Raw genomic sequence first — 22701 nt, 5'->3', positions numbered from 1 at the left:
CACTTAGAAATTGCAACTAATGATTGCAGAAATTGAAATAAGTTATTAAGGGTATGTCAGAAAATTACAGTATTCATCTCAAACCTGTTTATTCTCAAACCGTCCCCACACCTGATGGGGTTAAATTACCAGATGGTTGGTGTTTATCTTGGCATCAATTAGAAACTTTAAAAGCCTTGCGCGATCCAAATATTGATGTAGTTTTCAACACTGCTATGACGGGAGATGGTAAAAGTTTAGCTGCTTATTTAGAAGTTCTTCAAGGTGAATTTTCCGCGATTGGACTTTACCCAACTAATGAATTAGCACGTGATCAAGAAGCACAAATTAAAGGATATATTGATATATTTAAACCAGGAAATCAACCTCGTGTAGTTAGATTGAATGGGGCTGATTTAGAAATTTATGCGGAAAACGAAGAATTAAAAAAAGGTGCTGCACTTTTAACTCGTGTAGTACAATCTGAAATACTTTTAACCAATCCTGATATTTTCCACTACTTACATCATGGAGCATATCTAAGCCATGATGATAGTCCTGATAAACTTTGGGGGCGAGTTAATAAAAACTTTGATTTATTTATTTTTGATGAATTTCATGTTTTTGCTGCTCCCCAAATTGCCAGCGTAATTAACACCATGCTGTTGATTCATTGTACAAACCGCCGGAAAAAGTTTCTCTTTCTTTCAGCTACACCCGATAGAGATTTAATCAGCAGATTAGAAGTAGCCGGATTTCGTTGTCAAGAAATTAATCCTTTAGAAGAAAATAAATATCAATTTCCTGATGATCCAGAACAAGAAGTGCAACTTAAGTCCAAAGAATGGCGACAGGTAACGCGAGGAATTGCACTCAATTTTATGCCTTTAGAACCGAGTTTTAAAGCTTCTGAAACTTGGCTAAAAGAAAATAGTAATTTAATTATATCTCAATTTCAGCAATACCCAGGTAGTAAAGGTGCGATTATTCTCAATTCAATTGCAGCAGTTAAGCGACTAACTCCGTTTTTTCAGGAACTTTTAAAATCTGATAATTTAATAGTGGGAGAAAATACAGGTTTATCAAGTAAAGGAGAAAAAGAGTTAAGTTTTGTGGCTGATTTGGTTCTGGGTACAAGTACAATAGATGTGGGAGTTGATTTTAAAATTAACTTCCTGATTTTTGAATCATCAGATTCTGGTAACTTTATTCAACGATTGGGAAGATTAGGAAGACATGATGGATATGAGAAAAATGGTCAAGAAATTAAGTTTGATAATTTCATAGCTTATGCTTTAGTTCCTAATTTTTTAGTTGAGCGTTTATTTCAAACAGATTCACCACCATTAGAAACTGATAATATTTATGATCGTCCATTTTTGCAACAAACTATAAAAGAGCAATATCGTAAAATCAATGATTTTCATGGTTATTATCGCCGATGGGGTGCTGTGCAGTCATTTTGGTTATGTTGTAAATTGAGCGATCGCACTATTAAACAACAGTATGCTAAAAGTCGAGAAAAGTTCCAAACAGCCTGTGAACAAGTATTTAATACAAGTTTAAAATCACAAGCTGGACATATTACAGGATGGGCTAAAAACTGGAAAGAAATGTCAGGTAAATCAGGAAATCCCATTGCTGAAGATGCAGCGAGTTTTCGTGGTTCTAGTCCTTTGCAATGTGGTTTATATGATTTGACAGAAATTAACGAAGCAGAAAGATTTAAAACTTATGATTTACCGGGAATTTTAAGCAACTTAGAAATAGAAATGTGGACGGAAGCAGAATTCATACGGACATTAAAAGAAACTGCCCAACAAACCGGACAACCCATAGCTAAAGGTAGATTTGCTCATTGTCTCGCATTTATCAAGTTACGTTCCTACCGTGAGGAACGGTTGAACTGGAAATTTACCTATTTTGGAGACTTGCAACCCATAGCTGACGCTTGGAAAGTACAGGTTTTAACAGGGGTGGGAGTATGGCAACCGGATAATGCTTGGATAGGTCAAATTGATAAAAAGCTGAAAAAAGAGGGGTTAGTTTGTTATGTAATTCGTCGTCCAGTTGCTGAAGTGCGGATGCGGTTAAGGCTACCTATGCACTTTCAACTTTATCCCATCAGTGATCAATACAGTATTCATGAATCAACTCAGCCCTATTCTATAGCTTTTGGTCAATCTGCGCTGCTACTAGATACGCTTGCTTATACTTTCAAAAGCAAAGGAGATGAGATATGGATTGCTTGAGGTTTTCGCTTCTACCGTCAATTTTAGGAAATTTAACAGGGAAACATTCAATAGTAAATACAGTTTCAATCCCTAATAGGGGTTATAGAGTCAAGCAAGCTTTTGTTGATTTATTCTCCAGCTTGCTGATATGGGCAGTAAGGCATAAACGCTTGAGAACAGTAGCGGAAGTTTCAATCCCTAATAGGGGTTACTCATTGCCCATAAAATCTTTCAATTCAGATTGTACATTAATTTCTCAGGGAATAAAATCAGATGCAAGAAATTTAAATGGTCTTCTGATACTGTTCTCCAAAAAACTATGCTATCATCAGCTAGTGTGGCTTCAACGCTTGAGTGCAGGAACGGAGACTGGTTGGACAATATTTTATTCCTCTGACCCGCAGTGTTTTCTTATTTCTAGTCAGAAGCCTCCAAGTAAACAATTTAATTGGAGAGTTATATGGACAACCATCAACAGATGGAACTCTTTGACTTGCAAGCTTATACCTCAGAACAATCTACTGTAACTGAGGATGTACTGGAATTGGTAGAAGAAATTCAACAACCACAACCAAGTCTCTATAAGCAACTTGAACTAAATTTATTTCCGCAGACAATCTACTTGACTCATTTAGAGTTGATGGAATTAGCTGCGTAATGTGTTAAAGAGTTTGGAAATATAAACTTCTTGGTTTACCAAACTCCTTAATTTCAACTAGCTAGTAGGGTGCGTTAGCCATAGCGTAACGCACCAAAATAAATACTAAATAACTAAACCATAAACATTACTAGAAAGAATCACATCGTTGAAATATTTCCATCATGAATAATTCAATTTCTGATAATTACAGACATCTACTTATGGAAGTACAACAACGAATTCGTGCAGCCCAATACGATGCTCTCAAAGCAGTTAATCGAGAAATGATTAACCTTTACTGGGATATTGGCAAGATGATTGTTACCCGACAACAGAATGTTAATTGGGGTAAATCAGTCGTAGAACAGTTAGCAAAAGACTTACAAGCAGAGTTTCCAGGTATTAGTGGTTTTTCTACTCGCAATATTTGGAGAATGCGAGATTTTTACCTAACTTACCACTCTCAGAAAATTCTGCCACCATTGGTGGCAGAAATTGGATGGACTCACAATGTAGTCATTTTAGAAAAATGTAAAGATGATTTAGAACGAGAATTTTATATTAAGATGACTCGTAAATTTGGTTGGACAAAAAATGTTTTAATTCACCAAATTGAAAATCAAACATATCAAAAAACTCTGCTCAATCAAACTAACTTTAATAAAACAGTTCCAACAGAGATACGTAACCAATTAAAACTAGCTGTTAAAGATGAATATACTTTTGATTTTCTGGAATTAGCAGATGAACACAGCGAAAGACAGCTAGAACAAGCAATTTTGACAAGAGTTGAACCATTCTTACAAGAAATGGGTGGTTTATTTGCTTTTATTGGTAGTCAATATCGCTTAGAAGTTGATGATGAAGAATATTTTATAGATATTCTATTATATCATCGCCGTTTAAAGTGTTTGGTGGCAATAGAATTAAAAATTGGTAAATTTTTACCTGAATATGTTGGCAAAATGCAATTTTATCTATCTGTTTTAGATAACACGGTAAAGTTACCAGATGAAAATCCTTCTATTGGCATTATTCTTTGTAAATCTAAACAGAGAACTATTGTGGAATATGCACTCAAAGATTCTAATAAACCCATTGGTGTAGCCACTTATCAGATAGTTTCTCAATTACCTCAAGAACTAAAAAATCAACTTCCTGATCCTGAACAGATTGCTAAATTACTAGAAGGCTTTGAATAAACACTATTTGGGATAAAAACATGAAAATTAATTATCTAATTGTGACTAAAACAAACTTAATCACAAAATATTACAAGACATTAGAAAATTTTCGTTCTCTAAGCCTTGATAATTTTTTAGCTGATTATTCTCAACAACTTCTGGCAGAAAGACTCTTACATTTAATAACTCAAACCGCAATAGATATTAATCACCATATTTTGTCAAGATTAAATCATGGAAATTCTACTACTAATTTTGAATCTTTTATTGAAGTTGCTAAATATCAAGCAATTACACCAGAATTAGCCCAAAATTTAGCATCATCAACAGAATTCATAAAACACCTAATTTATCAATATGATGATATAGATCCAAATCAAGTTTTTAAAGCAATTAATTTTGCTTTAAAGCAATATCCCCTTTACGTCAGACAAATAAACTCCTATTTAATTTCATTGGAAGAACACAATGCCTAAAAAAAGTAAAGATGCAAATGAACATCAACAATTATCACTTTTAGAAACGGAAATCTATTCAAATGATGAAATCTCAGATGATGTTTTCTCATCAAGTGATTTTGGTTTTGATAGTGATAGTGATAGAACTATTGAAACCAAAGGACAATTACTCACACTCAAGTTATTAAAAGAAGCAATACAATCGCAAAATCCTCATGATCAAGTCATGGCAGATTTTAGCGAATATGTATTACCCAATTTGCTAAAAATAGCTATTGGTGTCACTGCTAAAGGTGGTAAATTCTTTGATGAAATAGACGAAAAACGAGAAGCAGAAGGTAAAACAAAAGTTAGACGTGATAATGCTGCTGACCAATCTTTAAATACACACTTACTTAATGGCTTATTTCCAGCAAATTTAATTGAGCAAAGATTAGAACAACTGGATACCACAGTTAAAAGAGTAGTCAAAGATAAAGAACGACGTTTAGTAATTGCTGGCTTTATTTTACATGATTTTGAAAAATTCCCAGATGCACCTGAAGAATGTCGCAAGTTACCTTTAGATGAACATCGCAAAATTATTGATGAAAAAGTCAAACAATTAGGACTTGATAAATTTATCAATCCAGATAATCCCGAACTTTATCAAGAATATATTGATGATTTGTTGTGTATGGCTTATAATGCACAACGACGCTGGGATACTAACTGGAACTTTTCAGAATTTGGGTTAAATCCTGTTCTTAAAGACCGAACTATTCGCAGTTTATGTGATTTAACCTGTTTAGCTGATTCTCTCGCTTCAATTATCAAACATCCCCAAGATGCAGAAAATACGAGACTTAATGAAATTCTCCACAGTCTCAGTGATGGTAAATTGAAATTTACCTATCATCACATTGCCGAAAATAGAGGCGTTTTAACCAACGTTGTTAATAATGCAGTAATTGAAGCTCACACTAACTTAAATACTGCTGAAAATACATATTATCAACCTTTGTTATATCTACCAACAGGGGTAATTTATCTAGCGTTGCGTGATGCTCCTCCTATCTCACTAGAAATATTACCAGATATGGTAGTTAATAAGATTAAATCCCTTTGTTCTGGTCAATTAAAACTCAGACAAACGGGATTTGGTAGAGATGGAAAAGGGATGAAATATGCCGAATATTACAACCTATTTTTTGAATCTCCTGCTTTAATGCAAGTGGCTTTAGATGCGACTTTACGCATTCTCAATACTAATAAACCTTCTATTGCTAAAAGTCGTAGTGAGAATTTAGTGAAGTTCCAAAAACAGAATGTTTTATCTTCTGATTATGATTTTAAGTTTGATGATAGTATCCGTATTGATCAAATTGCCGAATTTGGTGATTTAATTACTCGCAAAATTTGGGATGAAATAGTTAATAAAATTGAAACTGAAAGGAAGAAAGATAAAAAATTACCAGAAGTTCCAAATTTTGATTTAACTCACAAAGTCGCGGAATTTTGGAATTTAACAGAATATTTACCGCAGGTTCGAGAAATTCAACGCATTAATGAAAGTTTGAAAGAACAAAAACTCAAAGGTAATACAGGAGGTGTACCTTATGAATGGTATTATCTAGCGGCTAAATATTTAGAAAAACACCCAGGTATTGAAGATGTCCGCGAAAATTGTCAACAGGTAATTTATTACTTAACAGATTTAATTTCCCCAATTCTGGCACAGTATCAATTACCTGATGGTTGGGATGATTTAAGGTTGTGGGTATCAAGAGTTGTCATGTTACCTCATACCAATAAACTAACATCTGTCACCACGGAAATTGATAATTTTATCAATGAGTTGACTAATTATAATGCTGCGAAAAAATCAGGGAGAGGTAAACAATTAATTTGCTCAATTTCTCATTCTGCATATACTGTCACTGAACAGATGGAGTCAGCAGTTTTATTTACACCTCAAGTTTATACAAATAAACAAATGTTAGGAGGTTCTAACGCTAAACGCAATATTTCTAGTATTGCAGGTGTAGAAATGATGCTGAGACAGATTCTCATGAATCAAACTCAAGCAGTCGGTAAAAGATTTGAAGATGGTAAATATCGCTATCTCTATTTTTATCCAACTTATTACTTTACCCCAGAAACTAATAAGTTTTTACAAAAAGCTTACATGAACATTGCTCAAACTCGTTTTGATACTAGCATCCGTAATCATTTCATTAGTAAAGATTTACAGGTTGATTTAACCAAAGAAAATTATCAATGTGTGGATAGTTTCTTAATTGATGAGAATTTAGATAGTGAAAAAGATCGCACTTTTAAACTTTCTTATCCAGAAGATCAACCTTTAACTTTTTATTTCATGGCTTTACCTCCTGGAAGGGATAGCACTGATACAGAATCTTGGGTAATGCCGAGTTGGTTAGCGTTCGCTTTTCCGATGATTTTAGATGTGAAAACTGTGGTTTCTGAGTCTCCTATTCCCCCATTTAATGATGGTGCAGAATTTGAAGAAACGGTATTTCTGGATAGTGCGCCTCATGCTTTTAGAACTTTGGTAAAAAGAGATAGATTCAGACTTGATTATATTCTTGAAGGTTGGGAAGAGTCCGGTATTGAATATCCTGCACCTTTAAATGTTCTAACTGCTGCTTACGCTATCCATTTAGATGTTAATGCAAAGCAAGGTAAGACTGGCTATGATGCTAATTGGGGTAAATTTACAGAATTATCCAAGGATTTTGAAACCAGTCCTCTTCATGTCTTTTCTTATCTGAATAAATGGGTGCGTAATCAAAAACTTGAGACAGCAAGAATTGAGAAAATCAAACTTTACACCTATCATTTTTACCCTTGTTTTGACCCTTATGCAAAATTTGATTCTACTCAGGAGAAATTAATTGTGGAAGAAAAATCAACTTTGAATCATCCTAAAAATTTAACGGAACTTTATCGCCGTTTTTATCGAGCTAATAAAAGGTTTAATCCTAAAGCTAATGCTGTTTTAAAACCCATTGATATTGCTGCGGATATTATTCTCAAAGCAGATTTATGTATGTTTGGTGGAGAAGTTTTAACTTCAACTGTAGCGGCAGAGGTTTTTAAACTCATGGATCGGGTACATTCTTCTACTGCTGAAGGACGTTGGATTATGAGTAAAAGGGAGGAAGAAAGACAAGCTGTTTTAGAGTTTGCAAGGTATTTTGTAGAGGATGTTTTTGAGGGGTGTTTTAAGAGCGATCGCGCCCGGTTAGCAGGCCGTCAATTGAATCTAATTCGAGATACCTGTGAATTTCTTTACCGTTTAGAAGATGATAAGGAAAACTCTCAAAACTCTGCAAATACTGACAATGAATCGTAGGGGTTTAGCATTGCTAAACCCCTACCCCAACGAACAATTACCAACAATTTTATCAACCCACATTCCGCACTTCATTTTGGAGAAAAACATGGCACTTTTAAAAACCGTTGACGCTAAATTATTTCAATCAGAAATTCCCTATAAACCAATGGGAAAATATGCCCACTTTCTCACCGTTCGCATTACTGAATCTTATCCTTTATTTCAAACAGATAGCGAACTTAATAAAGCACGGGTAAGGGCTGGAGTCAAAGATAAAAATACCATTAGCCGTCTTTCAATGTTCAAACGTAAACAGTCAACACCAGAAAGATTAGTAGGTAGAGAATTACTCCGTAAATATGAATTCATGACAGCAGAAGAATGTGAATATAACGTATCTTTTGCAATGGATAATCCTGATTGTATAATTTACGGTTTTGCTATTGGTGATTCTGGTTCAGAAAAATCAAAAGTAGTGGTAGATACGGCATTTTCAATTACAGCTTTTGATGAATCTCATGAAACCTTTACTCTGAATGCTCCTTTTGAAAATGGTACAATGGCTTCTAAAGGAGAAAGTGGTTCTAAAGCTGGTGAAGTTACTAGCAGAATTAATCAACAAGATCACATTAGACCACAAGTTTTCTTTCCTAGTATTGTAACACTGAAAGACCCCACAGAAGCTAGTTTTCTTTATGTTTTTAATAACATTCTCAGAACTCGTCATTATGGCGCACAAACAACCCGCACAGGTCGCGTTAGGAATGAATTAGTCGGTGTGATTTTTGCTGATGGAGAAATTACCAGTAACCTGCGGTGGACTCAAGCCATATACGATCAAATGAAGGCTAATAATACTCTCAAATCCCCAGATCCTTTAGATGAAGATGATGTAATTACATCGGCTAAAAGTGCAATTGAGAATTTAATGAATGATGAATTTATTGTGCATACAGATTTAATTGGTGATGCTTTTATACCTCTAGTCAATGAAGTTAAAAACCTCACAAATAACGAAGCAGGAATTAAATCACTTTTACAACAAGCTAATGATGAAGCTAAGGCTTATGCTAAAAAGCATATTAAAGGTAAGTCTGAAGAAGCAAAAACCGCAAAACCAAAAGCAGGTAAAAATGCTAAAGCGGAGTAACAAAAATGGTGTTTATCTACCGTTGTCAATTAGAACTACATGACAGCCTCTATTTTGCCACCCGTGAAATCGGCAGACTATACGAAACAGAGGCAATAATTCATAACTACGCCCTCTGTTATGCCCTTGGTTTAGTTGATAGTCAAATCTACTCAACTACCGTTGCTGAAGAAGATTCCTATCGCTATTTCTGCCCCGAACAAGTACCAAAATATGAAGCACATTTAACTCCTTTAAATGAACAAGGAATCTATATAACTCCGGCTCGATCTCTGAGGCATTCATCTATTCTCAATACATGGAAATATGCAAATAATAACTACCATGTAGAAATGGAAAAAACCCAAAAGAATATTCCCAGTTTTGGTAGAGCAAAGGAAATTGCACCAGAAAGTCAATTTGAGTTCTTTCTAATTTCTCAAAAAGAGATCAAATTACCTAAATGGATTCGTTTAGGTAAATGGATGAGTAAAGCAGAAATTACGGTTGAGAAATTACCACAACCAAAAATCAAAACTGATTTATTTACCTGCACTCATCCTTTAAATCCTTTGGATGTCATGTTTACTAATCAAGTTATTAGCTATGATGTGGTAAATATGCCACCAGTAAGTCTGATTCAAAATGTGCAAATACAAGGGGAATATTACTATTTTGATGATATCAAAAAAGTAAAACTTCCCAAGTTAATGCAATACCGTTTTCGGAGTTAATTATTTTCCAAAACCTTTACCGCTCTTCTTTGTTTTAGGAGAGCGTAAAGGCATTAATTCAGTCATCAAACTACCACGATTTTGTAACATTAACTTGCGATTTCGATCACGTTGATAAGTTGCTATTTCTTCAGCATGAGGATGATCTGGATCTATTTTGAGATGGGTAATAGACACTATATATAGTGCTTTATCTTCATCTTCGGGATTATCGTTTTTGCTGACCAATCTGCACATAATCCCGCCTTCATCCCCAGAATAAGCTACCCAATCAACTTCAAATTCTTTCTCTGGATTTATTATGTCTCCTCTTGTCTTCAGCATTTTCAATAATTCTTTTGCCACCTTAACTTTAATTGGTAAACTGGTTTCTAACTTTTTACTAAGTGCTGTTGCTTCAAGATAATTATCAACTGTCATTTGTCTTACTCTTTATTCAATGTTAATTACTTTATACGTTCTATAGTCTGAATCTTTCTTAGTTTTCATTATCTATTTACAAATTGTGCCACACTGCAAAAATTATGCCCCATAGTCTCATCCTTAACATCGTCCCCCAATCTCCAATTTACCCCAATTTTCTCACAGGTAGACATTACCACGCCTTATTTCTTAACCTAGTGAGTTCTGTTGATAGAAAATTAGGAGACTATTTACACGAATCAAACGCCGATAAAGCCTTTACTCTCTCCCCATTGCAGGTAGAAAACAAACATAAAACCCAATCTTATACCTTACAATATGCCTATCAAAACTCTATTCCTGCTGGTACTTCTTGTTGGTGGCGTATTTCTTTATTAAATGACAATTTATTTAGTCAACTCACACCTTTATGGTTAAATATAAACCCCAAACAACCTTGGCACTTAGGTTCAGCCAACTTATATATTACCAGCATTCAAGGTACACCCCAATCTAATCAACCTTGGGCAAATGCTTGTAATTATCATCAACTTTATCAACAAGCAAGTGAGAAAGAACGCAATCTTAATTTCATCTTTTCTACACCTGTAGCTTTTCGTCAAGGTGAATTTGATAATGTTTTACCAACAAGGGAGTCTGTTTTCAATAGTCTACTAAATCGGTGGCATAAATATAGCGGTATTGAATTAACCAATATTTCTTTTGAATCAATTTATGCTAGTGCTTTTAATATCAATACTGAAGTTATTAGCAACTATGACAACAAATTTATTGGTTGTTTAGGTGAAATTAGTTATCGCATTCTTGGCAATGTAGAAACAACGGCAATTAAGCAAATTAACGCCTTAGCTGATTTTGCTTTATATGCTGGTGTTGGTAGAAAAACAACTATGGGAATGGGAATGGTGAGGAGAAGCTGACAGGGAAGAGGTGACAGGGAACAGGTGACAGGTGACAGGGAACAGGTGACAGGTGACAGGGAACAGGTGACAGGGAACAGGTGACAGGTGACAGGGAAGAGGTGACAGGGAACAGGTGACAGGGAACAGGTGACAGGTGACAGGGAACAGGTGACAGGTGACAGGGAACAGGTGACAGGGAAGAGGTGACAGGTGACAGGGAACAGGTGACAGGGAACAGGTGACAGGTGACAGGTGACAGGGAACAGGTGACAGGGAACAGGTGACAGGTGATAGTAATAAGGTGACAGGGAAGAGGAAAGAAGGTAAGAGGGAGAGTTAATAGGTTAGAGGCAAAAGTAAATAAGGGAAGAGGAGTTATTTATGAAGATTGAATCACATCGAGATTTAATTGTGTGGCAAAAATCAATGGATATGGTAGTGAATATCTATCAATTAGCTGCTAGATTTCCAAATACAGAAATTTATCGTCTTACTTCACAAATTACTCGCGCTGCTGCATCTGTTCCAGCTAATATTGCCGAAGGTCATGCACGAGGAACAACTAAAAACGATTTTGCACATTTTTTATCTATAGCTAAGGGTTCATTAATGGAAACAGAAACTTTTTTAATGCTTGCTGTTAGATTAAATTATCTAACTTCAGAACAAGCAAATCCTACATTATCGCTGATTATAGAAATTAGTAAAATGCTCACTTCTCTTCGTTTGAAAATCTTAAATACACCATAAATAACTTTCTTCCCCCTATCAATTTTTACCACTTTTAATTAATTATGTTTCAAAACGAACTAACTAACTCTCTTCCTACTGTCACCTGTCACCTGTCACCTGTCACCTCTGATGATGATTACGTTAGTATCGCTTCTTTAAACCAATATTCCTATTGCCCTCATCGTTGTTGGTTGATTCATTGTGCAGGTGAATTCATTGATAATCAATATACTATTGAGGGTACAAGTTTACATGAACGAGTTCACACAGTTGGAGAACAAAACCGTGAGGAAACTTACCAAATACGGGCGATTTATCTCAAATCAGATCAATATAAACTTATCGGTAAATCTGACTTAATTGAGTTTGAAAATGGCGAATTTTACCCTATTGAATATAAAAGAGGACGTAAAGGAGAATGGGATAATGATGAATTACAAGTTTGCGCTCAAGCTTTGTGTTTGGAGGAAATGACAGGAAAAAATATCAATACTGGCTATATCTATTATGCTCAAACTCATCAACGGAAGTTAGTAGAAATTACCCCAGAATTACGAAGTAGTACGATTGCTACTATTGAAGCTATCCAAACGTTACTGTTTACAGGTGCTATGCCAAAAGCTGTCAAAACAAAACGCTGTGATGGTTGTAGTCTTTATTCTCGATGTTTGCCCCAAGTTGCTGATAAAGTTGGACGTTATCAAGAAGCAAATTGAGAAATTTATACTTGATACAAAAACCTTTCTAAAACTCTTTTTACTGTTACCTGTCACCTGTCTACTGTCACCTATTTTGAGGATTTAATTATGGGTACTCTTTACATCACACAAGATGATGCTTTTATTGGTAAGGTTGATGAACGGATTAATGTGAAATTTGAAAAGAAAATTCTTCAAGATATTCCATTTATTCATCTTGAAGGTGTAGTTGTTTTAGGACGAGCAACTATTTCGCCGGCTGTTGTAGATGAGTTAATGACTCGTCATATTCCTCTATCTTTTATCAATAAAATTGGTCACTATTTAGGACGGTTAGAGCCAGAAATGACTGGTAATATTTTCATTCGCAAGGCACAATGGCAAGCAGCAGGAGAAACCCCCCAATCTATTCATGCTGTTCAAGGCTTTGTTAGAGGAAAATTAAAAAATTACCGTCAAACTTTAATGCGTTATCAGCGTGAATTTAATGATCTTGATCTATCTAAAAGTATTGCTCGCATTGAACAGGTAATTGCTGCAATTAGTTCAACTGAAAATATCAATTCTTTGCGTGGTTTAGAAGGTTCTGGTAGTGCTGCTTATTTTGGTTGTTTTGATAGTCTGATTCGTAATTCTAAATTTTCTTTTACTAAGCGTGTCCGTCGTCCACCTACAGATCCAGTAAATTCATTGTTAAGTTTTGGTTATTCTTTATTGCGTCATGATGTACAAAGTGCTGTGAATATTGTCGGTTTTGATCCATATTTAGGATATCTACATTTTGATCGCTATAATCGCCCTTCTTTAGCTTTAGACTTAATGGAAGAGTTTCGCCCTTTAGTGGTAGATGCGGTAGTTTTATCTATTTTGAATAAGCAATTATTAACCCCAGCAGATTTTGTGACTGAACCATTAAGCGGTGCTGTTTCTCTCATTCCAGAAGGACGCAAAACTTTTTTGACTTTGTACGAAAAGAAAAAACTATCGGAGTTTAAACACCCGGTAATGGGACGTAAATGTACTTATCGAGAAGCTTTTGAATTACAAGCAAGATTACTGTCCAAGTATTTAATGGGAACAACTGATAAATATCCCCCTTTGGTACTGAAATAAAACTTCTCTACATCAACAAGGTATAACTTCGCAGAGAATTTATGAATGTTGTTATTTCTTACGATATTTCTGAGGATAAACGCCGGACTAAAATCCATAGTATTCTCAAATCCTATGGCCAATGGGTACAGTATAGTATTTTTGAATGTGAGTTAACTGATACTCAATATGCTAAGTTAAGATCGCGTCTTAATAAACTCATTAAACCTGAAACCGACAGCATTCGCTTTTACTTCCTTTGTGCTTGCTGTTTTGGTAAAATAGAAAGAATTGGTGGTAAAGAACCCCGTGATCAGACGATTTTCTTCGCTTAATGCGCGGATGGGTGGGTGTAAAAAATTCAATTTCTCAAAAAATGCCTGAAATCATGTCCACACAACGTTTTCATGGAGTTCATGGAGTTCATCCATCCGCGCACCTTGCACAGCAAGGGTTTCAGCTATTTTACTCCTTGACACTTTTTCTGAAATGGATTATTATAAGACTATCCGCGCAACTGAACCTTGAAAACTACATATATATAGGCTTTCAGCCGTCCGCTATTGCAATTTCACTTACTCCCTATTAGGGATTGAAACAATTGCAACCATCGGTCAGAGCCATAATATAAAATTGCAATTTCACTTACTCCCTATTACAGGGGAAACGCATCTAATTTTTTTTGACAAAATGTAACTTCTATGAATAGATAAAAAGGGCAGTATTACCATGTTAATATCAAGCCAATAAATGAGTATGAAGAAAATTTGATGGTAAATTCGTTTCTATAAGAATCAATAAAATGAGTTGAAGTGGTATTCTCAATAAAACTAAAGAGACAAAATTCACAAAATGAAGCTACCACCAAAAATCACAATAGTAGATCACTTTAAAGATTTAGAAGATAAAAGAGTTGAGAGAACAAAAAGGCATAAATTAATAGATATAGTAACCATTGCGATTTGTGCAGTGATCTGTGGAGTAGATAGTTGGGTATTGATGGAGGCTTATGGAAAAAAGAAAGAAAAATGGCTAAAACAATTTTTAGAACTTCCAAACGGGATTCCATCTCATGATACATTCGCAAGAGTATTTGCGAGAATAGATCCGCAACAATTTCAGAATTGTTTTTTGAGTTGGATAAAATCTATCAATAAAATTACAGAAGGAGAAGTCATAGCAATAGATGGGAAAACATTAAGGCATTCATATGATAAAGGAAAGGATAAAGGTGCGATTCAGATGGTAAGTGCATGGGCAACTAGTAATAAATTAGTATTAGGACAATGTAAAGTAGAAGAAAAGTCAAATGAAATAACAGCCATACCGGAATTAATTAAAGTATTAGATATAGCCGGATGTTTAGTAACGATTGATGCGATGGGGTGTCAAAAAGAGATAGTAAAATCAATTGCAGAAAAATCAGGCGAATATATTATCGCACTCAAAAAGAATCAAGGTAATTTATATAAGAATGTAGAAGAAATCTTCAAAGAAGCTATATCTAAAGGGTTTGAGGGATTCAAATATAGTGAATTTCATACAAAAGAAGACAAACATGGAAGAGAAGAGATTCGTCATTATCTCATGTTATCAGACATAGAAGAAAGAATAGATACTGATAAGAAATGGGTAAATCTTCAAAGTGTAGGAATGGTAGAATATATACGAAAAGTTAATGGAAAAACGAAGGTTGAGACAGGCTATTATATAAGTAGTTTGACAAATAATGCGAAATTACTAGGAGAATCAGTCCGCACTCATTGGGGTATAGAGAATTCATTACACTGGGTTTTAGATGTAGCTTTTAGAGAAGATGATTGTCGGATAAGAAAGGATAATGCACCACAAAACTTTGCAGTTATTCGTCATATAGCAGTTAATCTTTTAGGAAAAGAAAAAAGCCAAAAACTAGGAACTAAAAGTAAGCAGTTTTGTGCAGGATGGGATGATGAATATTTAGAGAAGATTTTAGAATGTATCTGATAAAAATCAGAAAATATAGACAAATATAAATATAACCAATTTATTTTTCTGTTGATTCTACAATAGAATCTATATTTTTGATGCCAAAAAATATAGATATTAATATATAGAACTGAACAAAATAAATCCATCATTAAAAATAAATAATTACTCTAAATTTATGAAATTTTTATAATTTTAATAAAGGAATTTATCAGATTTTGAATGAAGTTAGATATTTTCCCATATTGATGCACTAATATAGTATTCTGTCAAGATAATTTAGATGCGTTTCCCCTGCTCCCTATTAGGGATTGAAACACTGGAATTGTCTGGCGGTGATTCGACAATGGAAGCAATTGCAATTTCACTTACTCCCTATTAGGGATTGAAACTCTGATCGTAGACAGCAGTCTCTGATCGTAGAAAATTGCAATTTCACTTACTCCCTATTAGGGATTGAAACATTTTATAAAATTGTGCCATTATCCCAACCTTCATATTGCAATTTCACTTACTCCCTATTAGGGATTGAAACTAAAAAAGTCAAAAACTAATGGTGAAAATTACCTGAATTGCAATTTCACTTACTCCCTATTAGGGATTGAAACCACCAAAAGTGGCATTAATATTAGAAAGGTCAAAATTGCAATTTCACTTCAATACTGTAGCCAAAAAAAGAGGATGAAGAGAGAGGGCTGATGTAGTAGAGTTATAGTCTTCCAAAACAAAAACTCGAAAACCACATACAGCCCATGTTTGATATCCTAACACTCCTGCAATGCCTGCTACCAGAAATAAAAGTGACGACTATGCGGCAATTGAGTCAGATCATCATGGCCATGTTAGCAATGAGCGGACGAGTAACGATGTTGGGAATTTCGCGTTGGACGCTTAGTGGTGGTAGTTATCGGACGGTAATCAGATTCTTTCGGACAGTCATACCGTGGGCAACGGTGTTCTGGGTGTTTTTTCGGCGGCATTTGTTTTGCCCAAATGATGTTTATTTGTTGGCAGGAGATGAAGTAGTAATAAGCAAAGCCGGGAAAAAAACCTATGGATTAGATAGGTTCTTCTCAAGTCTAACAAGCAAACCAATATCGGGGCTATCTTTCTTTACCTTATCATTAGTAAGTGTTCAACAAAGACACTCATTTCCGATTCAGATAGAACAGGTAATCAAGAGCGATGTAGAAAAAAGTATTGTCTCACCAATTCCAGAAGTAAAACCTCAAGAAAAACCTGGACGGGGACGACCAAAAGGGAGTAAGAACAAAAATAAACAGGAGGTGATTTTTACATCTGAACTACTAAGAATTCAGAAAATGATTAATGAGCTATTTAAGTTAATAGCTAACTTTATCCCCCTCACTTACTTGGTTGTAGATGGTCACTTTGGGAACAATAATGCTTTGCAAATGGCTAGACAGGTAAAGTTACACATAATTTCCAAATTACGCCACGATTCGGCGTTATACATACCTTACCAACATCCTGACCCTAATCATCGTTCTCGTCGTAAATACGGAGATAAGCTGGACTGGCGTAATATTGCTGGGGAATATTTACGTCAAAGCAGTATTGACGAAGATATCAAAACTGATATTTATCAAATGACTCTACTGCACAAAGAATTTGCTCAATCCTTGAATGTAGTGATTTTGGTAAAAACAAATATCAAGACGAATGCTGTTAGTCATGTGATTTTATTTTCCAGTGACTTAGATTTGTCTTATGAGAAAATAATCGACTACTATAGACTCCGCTTTCAAATCGAATTTAATTTTCGTGATGCCAAGCAGTTCTGGGGATTGGAAGATTTTATGAATCGGGGTCAAACTGCGGTGACTAATGCGGCCAATCTTTCTTTTTTTATGGTCAACTTATCTCATTATCTTTTAGCTCAATTCCGTCAAGATAATCCTGGTGCTGGAATTATTGATCTTAAGGCTTACTGTCGTGGTTTTCGATATGTTCGTGAAATGTTAAAAATGCTTCCGGAACAACCAGAGCCTATTTTATTAGCCCAGATTTTTGCCAAGCTTACCTCTCTTGGTCGTGTTCACAATGCTCCTACAGCCGTTGAACCCTCGTAATTTGGCTACAGTATTGACTATTACTATTGTTTCTAATATTTCCCCTAAGAATTGAAGCTACATTAGCGCAAACGACCCAACCCCGACAAACCCCGACACAAACCACGACAAAGCCCGTCAATAAAACTCCGACAAGTCCGACACTAAAGCCTGTAACGCCTGTAAATAATAACGTTGAGACTTCGACAGAGGAAACCACAGAAGAATCGGCAGAACCATTAGATCCTGAAGAAGCTGAACAAAAAGCTAATGATTTAGATAATAAAATTTCCCCTAAGAATCAAAACCCTTTCTCAAAACCTGATATTGATAAGCTATTGACTCAGCAATTTAATGATGATATGTGGCGGATCATGCGGGGTGGTTTACCATGCTTGGAAACTACATCAAGCTGTCTAGAACAATTACAGAATAAATCAGTTGCAGATTCACCATTGCTAAAAGAATTGGATACCAGAATCCAAGAAGCAACTAGCAAAATAGATGAGGCTAGGGCTAAAAATGCCAAAACTGTAAAACTCTCTATATTAACTCCAGCTTTACAATATTTACTCGGACCGACTCCCACCGCTGGTAAACCTCAAGAGGGGAACGGATTAATTGATAATTTATTGGGAATATTTAATGGTAAAACTGGACTAATTAACGGATTAATTAATGTTATTGGTGTACCCTTATTTACAGCTTCTCAAGGGACAAATACAGAAGCTAATCGCAATGCGATTCCTACGGAGCGCTTCGCTATCGCTATTTCTGATCTCCAAATTAAAGTAGCCGAATTACAACGCGCCCGCGCTCAATTAGCAGATACTATCAGAGAGAAAGTGGCAGTAGCCTTGGTGAAATTCGATGAGGGGAGAACTGACTTTCAAATTGCCCAAGTTGTGGGAGCAAGGGCTATTGATCAATTTAAAGTATTTGAGCTACGTTACATTAGGGGGAACAACGATACTGAGGGATATTTAGCAAAGCAATCGGAACTTGATAAAGTCAAGGCTAATACTTATGGTTCTTGGGGGAAAATGCGGCGATTCCTACGGAGCGCTTCGCTATCGCTCTTTGAAATAAAATTATTGGTATTAGGTGTAAAAGATGCGGAAATATAGAATGTGGGGGAAATGCGGGGCGATCGCTCTGTGAAATAAAGCTCCGTAGGAATCACCGCAGACATCACCAAAGGATAGTAAAAACTCTCATGTAAATAAGCTTTTAGACACGTACAATACAGATTAAGAAATCTTAATAGTAAAAATAAATTTTCCTGAAATTGGTTTTCTTTGATATAGTATGATTGTAATCAGTAGTCAATTTTTCAATCATGCTTCATAGCTCTTTGAAGAATGATAACCCTTGATTACCAGTATAAATCAAAACTCCCAAACTGTCTTGGCAACAATTTGAGAGCTTAGAAAATCTAAAAATTAGCAAACCCAGTTCTTTACTTAGTCTATGTCCTGAGAAAACTCTTCTAAGTAAAACATCTGGATCAACAAACCAGAAACCATGAGAACTAATTCATGGCAGTCTTATCCTCTGATTATAGACTGCAAAGTACAAAAGTGTAAACATTTTTCTTCTAATTCTTGCCAACCCATTGCAATTAGTGGGGGTGTGGCATGAATAAAATACTAGAAACCTTTGATATTAGGAACTTCCTAGAGAGACTCACTCCCAAAAAAGGCAAAAATAGATATATTTGTCCAGTCTGTGAAGGTTCATTAACAGTAGATATTAAAACTGGTAAGTACCAATGTTGGGGAGAACCTGGCAACAAACAGCATTTAAAAGATATCCGAGAAGCTGTTAATCCCTTAGAAGATGCTTTAAAACAAGCAGGTATTGACAACGGCAGAATCAACTACCAACAGATCACCCCTGCCAAAAAACCAGATCCGTTACCAACACCATTACCAGCACCATTACCCCAAAACATTGAATTAGCCAAATTACCTGCTCCTGGTGTTATTCCGCAAAAGAAACATAACAGTAGAGGATCACAAATCATCTATACATACTCAGATACACAGTATGTAGTTAGATACGAATTTATAGAAGATGGTGAACAGAAAAAACTCACCATTCCTTACCATCTGGATATTCTTGGTAACAGTGTTAAAGGAATTGGTGACAAACCCTGGCCTGTTTACCATCAAGAAGAAATCATCAAACATGGTAAAAACCAATTTGTTTTAGTAGTTGAAGGAGAAAAATGTACTGATGCTGCTAGACAACAAAATTTACTTACCACTACCTTTCAAGGTTCACAGTGGACTGATGCCAAACTAGAACAATATTGCCAATGCTTAAAATCTCATGATATTGCTGGTATTGTATATTATCCCGACAATGACAAAGCAGGTTACAACAAAGCCAACAAACTAAGAATCGCGGCTAACAAAGCACAATTAGCATACATTGAATTAAGTCCCCAGAGATTAAATCCAGACAGTACAGATGGCTATGATATTGCAGATTTAATAGCGGATGGATTATACAGTAGACAACTACTAGAGAATGAAATTCAGACAGCTTATAAAGAACATCTGAATACATACATAGATGCCATATTAGCAGTAGCAAAACAACCTGTTAATCAGGAAATATCTAGGGAAGATTGGGAATGTAAACTATTTATCGAAACCCTGCTCAAGCAAGCATATATCCCACAATCCATACCAGCATCTATCCCACTTAAACAATCATCTAGGAGTAATTTAGATGTTGATATATGGTTTGATTCTGCTAATAGATTAGAAACCTACAATCAAGCTATTCAAAGTGGCAAAAAATATATATTAGATATGTCCAGTACCGGGGCTGGTAAATCCAACTTTGTAGGAGAAATTATACCAGAATGGTTACAAGTCAATAAATTGTGGTACATATCCAATGAACACCGCAATCCCACCACTAAATCAATAGAAGAAAACTACACCGATTTACCAGTTAGAAATAATGGAATGTATGCAGATGAGAACAACTTAACCCCCTTGGGTAATCCCACCATTAACTGGCCTCAAAATCAAGAAGCCAATATTTCCGGGAATTGTCACAAAACACCTTTATTTCATAAATTAGCATCTAAAGGCTATCATCAAGAATCAAATAGTGAATCATCATTAAATCCCATTTGTCATACTTGTAAATTCAAAGCCAATTGTCAAGGTGTAGATTTTGAAGGTAATCTATTAGATAAAATAGCTGGTGCAACTTTCAGGAGAGATCGGCGTGAAGCACTGATGAAAGATAGAATCAGATGCCATATTGATTCATTACCATCAGAAATACCGGAAAAATCCCTAGCTTTTGTAGATGAATCTAGTCGTCAAATTAATCTAGTGGAAACTACAGAATTATCATTAATAGAGTACCAAAAGACTTTAGGAGAAATTGCTAGACATTTACCAGAAGTTTGGAAACAAATCAAAGATTTTATCTCACCATTGGAGAAATATTTATCTTCCAAGCATAAAGAAAATTACTATGGTTATAATCACAATCAAGTAATGGATATATTGGGAGACATTGACCATAACATTATCCCCAATATCATTGAGGCTTTAAAAGTGTTATCACCTGATTTAGAAGGTATTTTTCAAGCTGCTGATAGCGTATCTTTAGATGGAATTGATACAAGTGAAAGAAAGGGAATAAACCCCAAAACCTTAAAATATATTCGTTATACATTCGGTAAAGAAGCAAGTCAAGAATCCCATGAATTATTAGATAATCTAATAGTGAATTGGTTAACACCATTATTAGAAATTATTGCTAATATTAGTCCTGGGGCATTGAGGATTAAACATCACAAGTTAATCATTACCACAAAAAACACCAGACAACTAGAGGTACTAAGTAAATTTCAAAATGTATTTTTACTAGATGCAACTGCTACCCGGAAAACAGTAGCCTTTGAATTAGGAATAGATGCCAGTGAAATCTTAGTCATCTGTGAAAAATTATCTAACTACTCAAATCTAAAAGTGGTACAAATTACTGATTTAGGATTATGTGGTAAAGACAGAAGTAAATCAAAAGTTAAACAATTAGATGCTCTAAGAATAGACTTAGCATCTAATCATCAAAATTTGGGAGTGATTGACCACCTCAAACACAAACAAGATGGTGAAGGTTACTGGTTTAAGGATAATCGCGGTACTAATAAATACATGAATCACGATGCTTTATTTGCTATCGGTTCACCTTATCAGGATATAGGGGCTGTAGCGGCTAAATACGCAACTTTAACAGGGGATTACAATACTAGTAAAGATAATCCCCAATTTCAGGAGTATATAGAGCATTTAGTGAAAGCAGAGATTATTCAGATGGGAGGCAGACTCCGAGCAAACCGCCGCCCTGATGAAGCACTAACAATTTATCTCACCAGTAATGACGATCTTAGTTACCTACTAGATTATTACCCCGGTGCAACCTTAACCAAAACCACTGCTTTTGAGATTACACCAACAGCAGGTGATAGAGAACAGGTAAGCAGATATTATCTATTAGAAGCGTTTAAGCAATGTATAGACACAGGAATTAAATGTACACAAAAAGCTGTTGCTAAAATAAGCAAATTATCACAGCCCTATATTTCTAAAATAGCTAGTAAATTTGGTGGGTTCATTGCCCTCAAAAAAATATTACTAGTCCTAATAAAAGCTCTATATAGGGGTAGTAATAATTTTTCTGGACTTTCAGACGATGAAAAATTCTTAGTCAATGACTATTTACCTCTAATCAAAGATAACCCACCTCCAGAAGTTGTCCAGGAACTGCTAGAAGTGGCTAAAGCTATTGGTTATCAGGCATTTAGCAGGATTACTAGGGAATTAGCGCCGGATATTCTAGGGGCATTCATTGGAGCAATAGTAGAGATAGCTATCGTGAAAGATGGGAGGGATGCCTACGATTAGTTAAATCATCCCAAATAAAGCAAGTTTCCACTCACTGGGGATATTAATTGAATGGAAACTCAGCTAGTTGATCAGCGATTCCTACGGAGCGCTTCGCTATCGCTTGTTGAGTTATGGTCCCTACTCGCTGGGGATATTAATTGAATGGAAACTCAGCTAGTTGATCAGCGATTCCT

Annotated in this window: 17 protein-coding genes and 1 CRISPR repeat array; of the genes, 16 read left to right on the top strand and 1 reads right to left on the bottom strand. The window is 35.4% G+C overall.

Going from position 1 to position 22701, the window contains the following annotated elements; genetic code table 11:
* The first annotated feature begins 53 nt into the window (after window positions 1-53).
* The 7 genes from cas3 (at window position 54) to cas5d (ending at window position 9698) form a co-directional block, all read left to right on the top strand.
* The gene (gene cas3 / locus ANA_RS23275) at window positions 54-2231 is read left to right on the top strand and encodes a type I-D CRISPR-associated helicase Cas3' (protein WP_015081726.1); all 2178 of its coding nucleotides are present in this window, start codon (window positions 54-56) and stop codon (window positions 2229-2231) included.
* Window positions 2232-2673: 442 nt separating this feature from the next.
* Window positions 2674-2871 carry a hypothetical protein gene (locus ANA_RS26330; RefSeq protein WP_041458712.1) on the top strand — a complete coding sequence of 66 codons (198 nt, stop codon included), beginning with the start codon at window positions 2674-2676 and terminating at the stop codon, window positions 2869-2871.
* Between the two features lie 164 nt (window positions 2872-3035).
* Window positions 3036-4055 (top strand): PDDEXK nuclease domain-containing protein, encoded by a 1020-nt coding sequence (locus tag ANA_RS23265; protein WP_015081724.1) that lies wholly within the window; start codon window positions 3036-3038, stop codon window positions 4053-4055.
* Between the two features lie 41 nt (window positions 4056-4096).
* Window positions 4097-4513, top strand: coding sequence for a type VII toxin-antitoxin system HepT family RNase toxin (locus ANA_RS23260; RefSeq protein WP_235082158.1), 417 nt, complete (start codon window positions 4097-4099; stop codon window positions 4511-4513).
* On the top strand, window positions 4506-7853 hold the full coding sequence (gene cas10d / locus ANA_RS23255; protein WP_015081722.1) for a type I-D CRISPR-associated protein Cas10d/Csc3: 3348 nt from the start codon (window positions 4506-4508) through the stop codon (window positions 7851-7853). The genes ANA_RS23260 and cas10d overlap by 8 nt, the downstream gene beginning before the upstream one ends.
* Before the next feature lie 88 nt (window positions 7854-7941).
* Window positions 7942-8985 carry a type I-D CRISPR-associated protein Cas7/Csc2 gene (cas7d, locus tag ANA_RS23250; RefSeq protein WP_015081721.1) on the top strand — a complete coding sequence of 348 codons (1044 nt, stop codon included), beginning with the start codon at window positions 7942-7944 and terminating at the stop codon, window positions 8983-8985.
* A 5-nt stretch (window positions 8986-8990) separates the two neighbouring features.
* Entirely contained in the window at window positions 8991-9698 is a 708-nt protein-coding gene (gene cas5d, locus ANA_RS23245) for a type I-D CRISPR-associated protein Cas5/Csc1 (RefSeq protein WP_015081720.1), read from the top strand.
* On the opposite strand, the gene ANA_RS23240 is transcribed toward cas5d, so the two are convergent.
* Window positions 9699-10118: a hypothetical protein gene (locus ANA_RS23240; RefSeq protein ID WP_015081719.1), complete on the bottom strand. Its 420-nt coding sequence runs from the start codon at window positions 10116-10118 to the stop codon at window positions 9699-9701.
* A 104-nt stretch (window positions 10119-10222) separates the two neighbouring features.
* On the opposite strand from ANA_RS23240, the gene cas6 reads away from it, so the two are divergent.
* From cas6 to ANA_RS23850, 9 genes are all read left to right on the top strand, one after another.
* Window positions 10223-11041 (top strand): CRISPR-associated endoribonuclease Cas6, encoded by an 819-nt coding sequence (cas6, locus tag ANA_RS23235; protein ID WP_015081718.1) that lies wholly within the window; start codon window positions 10223-10225, stop codon window positions 11039-11041.
* 363 nt (window positions 11042-11404) lie between these two features.
* A complete protein-coding gene (locus ANA_RS23230; RefSeq protein ID WP_015081717.1) occupies window positions 11405-11773 on the top strand; it encodes a four helix bundle protein in 369 nt (122 codons plus the stop codon).
* A gap of 44 nt (window positions 11774-11817) precedes the next feature.
* A complete protein-coding gene (gene cas4 / locus ANA_RS23225) occupies window positions 11818-12471 on the top strand; it encodes a CRISPR-associated protein Cas4 (protein WP_015081716.1) in 654 nt (217 codons plus the stop codon).
* A gap of 90 nt (window positions 12472-12561) precedes the next feature.
* A complete protein-coding gene (cas1d, locus tag ANA_RS23220; protein WP_015081715.1) occupies window positions 12562-13566 on the top strand; it encodes a type I-D CRISPR-associated endonuclease Cas1d in 1005 nt (334 codons plus the stop codon).
* Window positions 13567-13607: 41 nt separating this feature from the next.
* Window positions 13608-13880: a CRISPR-associated endonuclease Cas2 gene (cas2, locus tag ANA_RS23215; protein WP_015081714.1), complete on the top strand. Its 273-nt coding sequence runs from the start codon at window positions 13608-13610 to the stop codon at window positions 13878-13880.
* Window positions 13881-14397: 517 nt separating this feature from the next.
* A complete protein-coding gene (locus ANA_RS23205) occupies window positions 14398-15531 on the top strand; it encodes an ISAs1-like element ISAsp2 family transposase (RefSeq protein ID WP_015078025.1) in 1134 nt (377 codons plus the stop codon).
* Window positions 15532-15794: 263 nt separating this feature from the next.
* Window positions 15795-16192: a CRISPR direct-repeat array (repeat unit 37 nt; unit sequence ATTGCAATTTCACTTACTCCCTATTAGGGATTGAAAC).
* Between the two features lie 73 nt (window positions 16193-16265).
* On the top strand, window positions 16266-17606 hold the full coding sequence (locus ANA_RS23200) for an IS4-like element ISAsp3 family transposase (RefSeq protein ID WP_015078275.1): 1341 nt from the start codon (window positions 16266-16268) through the stop codon (window positions 17604-17606).
* A 26-nt stretch (window positions 17607-17632) separates the two neighbouring features.
* Window positions 17633-18712, top strand: a complete 1080-nt coding sequence (locus ANA_RS23195; protein WP_015081713.1) for a hypothetical protein — start codon at window positions 17633-17635, stop codon at window positions 18710-18712.
* Between the two features lie 510 nt (window positions 18713-19222).
* On the top strand, window positions 19223-22525 hold the full coding sequence (locus ANA_RS23850) for a hypothetical protein (RefSeq protein WP_015081712.1): 3303 nt from the start codon (window positions 19223-19225) through the stop codon (window positions 22523-22525).
* Window positions 22526-22701 lie beyond the last annotated feature (176 nt).

The organism is Anabaena sp. 90, from assembly GCF_000312705.1.
GTDB lineage: Bacteria > Cyanobacteriota > Cyanobacteriia > Cyanobacteriales > Nostocaceae > Dolichospermum > Dolichospermum lemmermannii.
The sequence above is the reverse complement of the archived record's forward strand: the minus strand, read 5'-3'. Positions and strand labels throughout refer to the sequence as shown.